Annotated in this window: 7 protein-coding genes and 1 pseudogene; 5 read left to right on the top strand and 3 right to left on the bottom strand. The window is 61.5% G+C overall.

The genetic code is table 11. The features are described from left to right. The 3 genes from NW838_RS07305 to NW838_RS07295 form a co-directional block, all read right to left on the bottom strand. Positions 1-1,674 (bottom strand): J domain-containing protein (locus tag NW838_RS07305; protein WP_414427770.1); only part of this gene is annotated, 1,674 nt, incomplete at its 3' end. 128 nt (positions 1,675-1,802) lie between these two features. Beyond that, complete coding sequence (locus NW838_RS07300) at positions 1,803-2,297, bottom strand: DUF427 domain-containing protein (RefSeq protein ID WP_011433071.1); 495 nt, start codon at positions 2,295-2,297, stop codon at positions 1,803-1,805. Between the two features lie 19 nt (positions 2,298-2,316). Next, positions 2,317-3,045 carry a Crp/Fnr family transcriptional regulator gene (locus tag NW838_RS07295; protein ID WP_414357906.1) on the bottom strand — a complete coding sequence of 243 codons (729 nt, stop codon included), beginning with the start codon at positions 3,043-3,045 and terminating at the stop codon, positions 2,317-2,319. 251 nt (positions 3,046-3,296) lie between these two features. On the opposite strand from NW838_RS07295, the gene NW838_RS07290 reads away from it, so the two are divergent. The 5 genes and pseudogenes from NW838_RS07290 to NW838_RS07270 all read left to right on the top strand — a co-directional run. After that, complete coding sequence (locus NW838_RS07290) at positions 3,297-3,959, top strand: sigma-70 family RNA polymerase sigma factor (protein ID WP_414343224.1); 663 nt, start codon at positions 3,297-3,299, stop codon at positions 3,957-3,959. Further along, the gene (locus NW838_RS07285; protein ID WP_414427769.1) at positions 3,956-4,546 is read left to right on the top strand and encodes an anti-sigma factor family protein; all 591 of its coding nucleotides are present in this window, start codon (positions 3,956-3,958) and stop codon (positions 4,544-4,546) included. Before NW838_RS07290 ends, NW838_RS07285 begins: the two co-directional genes overlap by 4 nt. Positions 4,547-4,581: 35 nt before the next feature. Beyond that, positions 4,582-5,211: a hypothetical protein gene (locus tag NW838_RS07280; protein WP_414427768.1), complete on the top strand. Its 630-nt coding sequence runs from the start codon at positions 4,582-4,584 to the stop codon at positions 5,209-5,211. Positions 5,212-5,277: 66 nt separating this feature from the next. Continuing rightward, positions 5,278-5,592, top strand: coding sequence for a DUF3181 family protein (locus NW838_RS07275; protein ID WP_414357902.1), 315 nt, complete (start codon positions 5,278-5,280; stop codon positions 5,590-5,592). A gap of 35 nt (positions 5,593-5,627) precedes the next feature. After that, positions 5,628-5,866, top strand: a pseudogene (locus NW838_RS07270) (S-layer homology domain-containing protein); the annotation flags it as partial.

The following is a 5,866-nucleotide window of genomic DNA, read 5'->3' as shown; positions in this document are numbered from 1 at the left end:
CATTTGCCAGATGACCAGCAGGGAGAGAATGCCCACACCGACCACCCCGGCCATTCGCGCCAGCGGTGCGGAGCCCAAACGAACGCCAGCGGGAAAGGTAGGACGCTTACGGCCCCCCAAGCGGCTGCGGCGGTAACGCTCCACATCCTGCAAACCGATCGCGCCAGCGGACCTTAGGCCCTGGACTCCGTCCCCCTGAGGGGAACGGTCTTGGGCACTAGAACTCTCATCCGCAAGAGCAGAGACGCCCGCCTTGGGGGTGCTCCGGTAGGAGGGCAAATCCGAGAGGCGCGGGGGTTCTGGCGGTGGCATCACTCCTCCCCGTTGCCAAGGGGTGGGGGGGCGCTGCAATTCTTGGGTTGGATTAGGGGGGCGCACGCCACCCACCACGGCAGGCAAATGAGGTGGGGGATGGGGGACTTGGGGAGAGAGCATCCCCGCCGGCGGATCCTCGCGGCTGGGCATTTCGTCCAGGTAAGCTTGCACTTGGGGGTTGTCGAAGTAGGCTTGCAACGTCGCTTGGGTGGCTTCCAGACCGCGAAATTCCGGGAACACCTCCTCCTGAAACCATTTTTCTGTGAAGCGGCACAGACCCGGCAGATGGTCGGGAGAACCGGCGGAGTGTTCTTCGATAAACTGCAAGGCCTCTACTTCTTGGGTGGAGCGCAGATGGGCGAGCGCGTCTTCGGTCTGCCCCAGCAACAGACTACAGATGGCCTGCTCCAGATGCACATCCTGCCGCTGCGCCAGACGAGCCAGGTAGCCGCGAGCACGCCGCACCAGAGCCGGGCGGTTTTCCAGATAACCTGCCGCCAGCAACACCTGCACGGCCAAGTAGGCGGCCACCATCGAGGGACGCTCAGCCTCCTGCTCGAACAGCTCTTGCTGTTCTTTGAGGGTGAGGTGGCGACGTACCCGTTGGATAAAGCGGAGGAAATCTTCGGTGCTGAGGCCAGAGCCATCCTGCCCCACCCCCTCGATGCCGCCCCGTTCGTCCAGCATGGCTTTGAGGAGAGCCAGTCCCTGCTGCCGCTCCCCATTCGCATCAGCGGTGCGGAGCACAAGAGTCTCTCTTCCGGCTGGGGCGGGAGCATGGGCCTCGTGGCTGAGGAGTTGCAAAATGCGATAGGGGCGCAGCTTGCCCAAATCGATGCGGATCTCCGCTTGCATCTGCGGAAAGGCCTGATACTCCTCCAGCTCCGCCAAGCCCGCCTGTAGGGAACGCGCCGCCTCTTCATAGGATCCCTGTTGCCAGGCTTCTCGACCCAGTTCCAGACGAGCGATGGCCCGCGCCAAAATGGCATCGGAACGAGCAGGGTGGCCCTGCTCCAGCATATGTTGAGCCAAGTCCAAGGCAGCTTGGTATTCTCCGGCTTCGCAATACAAGCACAGCACTCCCGGTAGGTGCGCCTCCTCCACCGTTAAGGTGGGATCCGCCGGCATGAGATGTTCGTCGTAGTTTCGCCGTGCCTCAGGGTTAAGCAGCACAGAAGCTGCCTCTTGGATCATTTGAGCGCGAGCTTCCACAGCCTGTGGCGAGAACTCCAGCAGCCAGGAGCGCTCGCCCGGCTTGAGATCGATTCGCTCCCGGTATGCCTGCTCAATCTGATGCTCATCTGCCCGTGCCGACAGCATCAAAACCCGATAATAGTCGAGGGGCACCCGCACCGTCATGGTTTTTGTCCGCGCTCTCCTGTTCGTGCCAGCGGGACGGAGTCCTTGGACAACTTACCCGCATCGACTTAACTGTAGTCCTTTTCGTGGGTAAAAGGGATCCCCCCTCGGGAATCGCTGCTCCGCCCCTACCAGTTCCAGCTACCCGGCTCTCCTTTGAAAGGGCCTACGACCTTTGAGGTGATCCAACCGCCGTAGAAATCTCCGGGTTGAGGCCGGACTCGTTCTCCACCTACCCGGCACTCCTGCACACGGCCTGGATAAAAGGCAAGGTAGTCGCGGATGGGCAAAAACGCCGGGCTGGGATCCGGATAGCTCCAGGCGGCATCTACAGCTGTTTGGGATCCGACCTGAACTGTCCAGTAGCAGGCAGCCCCTTTGAACTCACAGAAAGAGGTGCGAGAGCTGGGGCGGAGATACTGCAGTCGAACGTCGGTGGGGGGAATGTAGTAGGTGGGCGGGTGGCTGGTTTCCAGGACGCGGTAGCAACGGCGGCTTTGGGCAATGAGCTCGCCATTGAAGAGAACTTCCACCAGTTCTGTGGTGGGCTCCAGACGAGGTGGGCGCGGATAGTCCCAGACAGATTCTTGTCCTGGATGGGGAGAAATCGGTTGGGGAGACATGGGTCAATATCTTCAATATCTAAAGCAGACGGGTGGCCTCCAGCAGTTTGGCGTACCGGATCAGCAGCAAAGACTGTTGCTCCGGCAGCGGCTGAATAACCCCCTGCTGCTGCAGACGGCTCAGTACCGCCAGGGCTGTCTCCCGGCTAACTTGGCTGATATCGGCCAAATCCTGGGGGGGAGGGTAGACAATGCGCATCCCCTGGGGGGTCTTCTCGCCAAAAGCTTCCGCCAGTTGCACCAGCGTATGCACCACTCGCAGCGGGGGGCTCTGCTGGTCAAGATCCGCCTGCAAGTTGGCCAGGCGCAGGCGACGGGAGAGGCTGCAGGCCAGCTGGTAACACAGTTGCGGCTCCCGCAACATCAGCGCTTTGAAGGTTGCCGCCGGGATCCCGGCCACCCGCAGCGGGGTTAGGGCCAGCACATCTCGCGAGCGGGGAGCTTCGTCCAGTACCGCCATTTCCCCCACCCAAGCGCCCGGCCCCAGCAAGGCAAGGGTTTTGGTGCTGTCTTGCGCCCGCAAAGCCCGCCGCACCTTAGCCCAGCCGGCGAGGATCAGATAAACTACGCTGCCCCAGGCATCTTGCATGAAGAGGGCCTGTCCCGCCGGGATATCCCGCAGCTTGACCTGGGATCCCAGCCATTGCAAGGACGTTGCCGAAAGTTCGGCCAACATGGGTACCGCCTTGAGCTCGGAGAGGACGGCAACAGGAGCATCGGAAGTCATGCCGGGTCGGGGTTTTACCATACCGCAAGCCCACTGTAGCCCAGTTATCAACTCAAGAGCTATCCTGCAAAAGTGCTCCTGTGTCCACCGTCCTGCCATGTGCGCCAAGATCCAATGAGGAGGTGGTCTTGCCGGTATGGCCCTCAGAGCCTCTAGAGCTACCCTGCGGTTGAGGGTGGGGGGAACCCAAACTCTGCCATTTCGTCTGGGCAACAGAGGTTCTGTCTGGGAGGGGATCCCTCCGCTGTTGTTGTTAGAACTTATGGATGCCTATGGATGCTGCCCTCAGCGACATCAGTGGCCAGCGCTGGTCGGTCTTGGTGAAGAACGTGCCTGTGCGGCCCGAAAAGCTCGCTGATGTGGATCTGGTGCTGATCTGTCAGCAGGGATCCCAGCCCCATCGGGAGGCTTTTGCCGAGTTGATGCGTCGCCATCAGGCCCATGTGGACAAGGTGCTCTATCATCTTGCCCCGGACTGGCAGGACCGGCATGACTTGGCCCAGGAAGTTTGGATCCGGGCCTACCGCCACCTGAAACGCCTACAGGAGCCGGCAAAATTTCGCAGCTGGCTGGGGCGGATCGCCACCAACCTGTTTTACGACGAGCTGCGCAAGCGCAAACGACAGCAGCAGCCCCTTTCTCTGGATGCGCCGATTCAGATGCGGGATAGCGAGATGGAGTGGGAGCTGCCCAGCGAGAGCCCCAGTCCCCATGAGCACCTCGCCACCTGCGAGTTCTACGAGCGATTGCACCAAGCCGTCCGCGACCTGCCGCAGGCCTTTCGCCAGACAATCCTGCTGCGGGAAATTCAGGGGATGGCTTATGAGGAAATTGCCGAGATCACAGGGGTGTCTTTGGGCACTGTTAAGTCTCGCATTGCGCGCGCCCGCGCTCGCCTACAATCCACCCTAAAACCCTACCTTAATGGTGAATGACCATGGTTCGCGGCAACCCCAACCCCGACCCCAGGGATCCCCAGCAAGAGCTGCCGGTGGTGGATGAGCGCTTTGAACAGTTGAGCGCCTACTTGGATGGGGAATTGTCGTCTCAAGAGGCGCGGCAGGTGGAAGATTGGCTGGCCAGCGATCCCCAAGCGCGGCAACTGTACAGCCAACTGGCAGCTTTACAGGCCGGTTTGGCCAACCTCAAGGCCCCCACCTTGGATCCCATCCAGACGGAGCTGTTGATTAGCCGTGTGTTCGCTGAGCTGGATCGGCGGCCAATGCTCGACCTGGGCTGGCGGCGACGCAAGGGCACCCCTTGGGGACGAGTGGCAGCGGCTGTGGTGGCCTTGGCAGGGGCGGGCTGGGTGGGATGGCGTTGGTCTCATCCCCAGCCTTTGGTATCGCTGGAAGATCCGCCGGTGCGTGTGGCCATCGTGCCTGCCTCTGCTCGTGTTGCCCAACGCTATCTTTTCGAGCCGGGGCAAAAGCAAGATGCCTACTCGATTTTGTTTGAGACAATCCCCAACCGTGGATCTCGCCCCGCCAACGCGACCAGGGCCGAGGTGGGCTGGGAATGACCTGAGCAGGCTTGAGAAAGACTGAGGAGCGCAGGGTGGAAAAAGCAGTTCGCTGGGCTTGTGGGCTAGGAGTCTGCCTTTGGCTATGCAGTCTGGGATCCCTGTCGGCCCAGGCAGATCCCAGCAGTAGCCATCTGGCAACGCCGTCCGCGCCGGCGGGACGGAGTCCGAAGCAGTTGCACTCCTCTCCCAGTGGACAGGAGCCTGCCCCCCAGCCCACAAACCTGCCTTCACCCGGATCCCGTCTCACCCCTGCCCCCGATCAAAACCAATGGGCCCCTCCCAAGACGGAGCTATCGCCCTTTCCGGACTTCCCCCTCCTCAAGGAGTTGGATCCGCCCCCGCCAAGCTTGGCCGACCTGGGCATCCATTGGGATCGCCTGGCCCTGCTGCCGGATCCCGAGCTGGCAGAGGAAATGGATGTGGAGTTCAGCCGCCGTCTAGCCCGCCTAAACCGGCAAATTGCCGACCAACAAGAGCGCCTCTACCGCCTTTTGCAAACCTGGGACTCCGACGAGGCCGATATCCGCCAAATTCAGGCCCAACTGAGCCAGTTGCGGACAGAACGGGATCGCCTAGCTCTGGAACACCTGTTGATGCTGCGGCAGCTGCAAGAGAACTTCGCCCTACCTCTACCCGACCGCTCTGCTGCCAGCCCTCCCTGAGGAGTCCTTGGGTTCGGGTTATGATTCTGAGGGAGGGGCAGACGCAACCACCAACGGAGCTGAGGGATGGCCAAAGTGCCCAGCAACCCAGAAATTGAGCAATTGGCCGCTGCCATTGGCAAGGAAGTTTACATCGATGTGGCCCGCTGGCATCTTTACCTGCGCGATGCCCACCTGCATACCCTTTTGGCGGAGCGACTGGCACCCCAGGTGATGGCAGGCAAGGTGGATGAGGACGCCGTCACAGAGATCTTGCAAGGGATCCCGGTGAAAGTGGGGGGTGGGCGCAAAGAATTGCCCCTGGCCGATCTCCTGCCGATGCAAAGCCTGCTTAACCTGCTGGATGTGCTGGAGGAGTTCAGCCGCAAATGGGCCCAATAGAGAAAGGTAGAGCGGTGCATCATCAGTCTAAACCTATGCGGCCTGGCCCCTGGCTCAAGCTCGGCAGCCTTATTCCGCTGCTCTGGCTGTTGTCGGCTTGCCAGGGAACCGAGTGGGGAGAACGGCTGGAGCGCGCTGTACGCCCAGTGGGCCCGCCCACAGCCCAACCTGAGCTGCCGGCATCTCCCTCGCCTCAACCTTCGCCGGGATCCATCCCACCCTCTATCTCGATCCCCACTGCTCCCGCCCCCTCTTCACCTCTGCCCAGCCAGGA

This window comes from Synechococcus sp. R55.2, assembly GCF_047462075.1.
In the GTDB taxonomy this organism is placed as follows: domain Bacteria; phylum Cyanobacteriota; class Cyanobacteriia; order Thermostichales; family Thermostichaceae; genus Thermostichus.
This window is presented reverse-complemented; position numbering and strand designations above follow the sequence as displayed.

Coding starts and splice junctions, on each gene's coding strand:
- NW838_RS07300 (WP_011433071.1), bottom strand. CDS start 2,297: ATGTCTCCCCAACCGATTTCTCCCCATCCAGGACAAGAATCTGTCTGG.
- NW838_RS07295 (WP_414357906.1), bottom strand. CDS start 3,045: ATGGTAAAACCCCGACCCGGCATGACTTCCGATGCTCCTGTTGCCGTC.
- NW838_RS07290 (WP_414343224.1), top strand. CDS start 3,297: ATGGATGCTGCCCTCAGCGACATCAGTGGCCAGCGCTGGTCGGTCTTG.
- NW838_RS07285 (WP_414427769.1), top strand. CDS start 3,956: ATGACCATGGTTCGCGGCAACCCCAACCCCGACCCCAGGGATCCCCAG.
- NW838_RS07275 (WP_414357902.1), top strand. CDS start 5,278: ATGGCCAAAGTGCCCAGCAACCCAGAAATTGAGCAATTGGCCGCTGCC.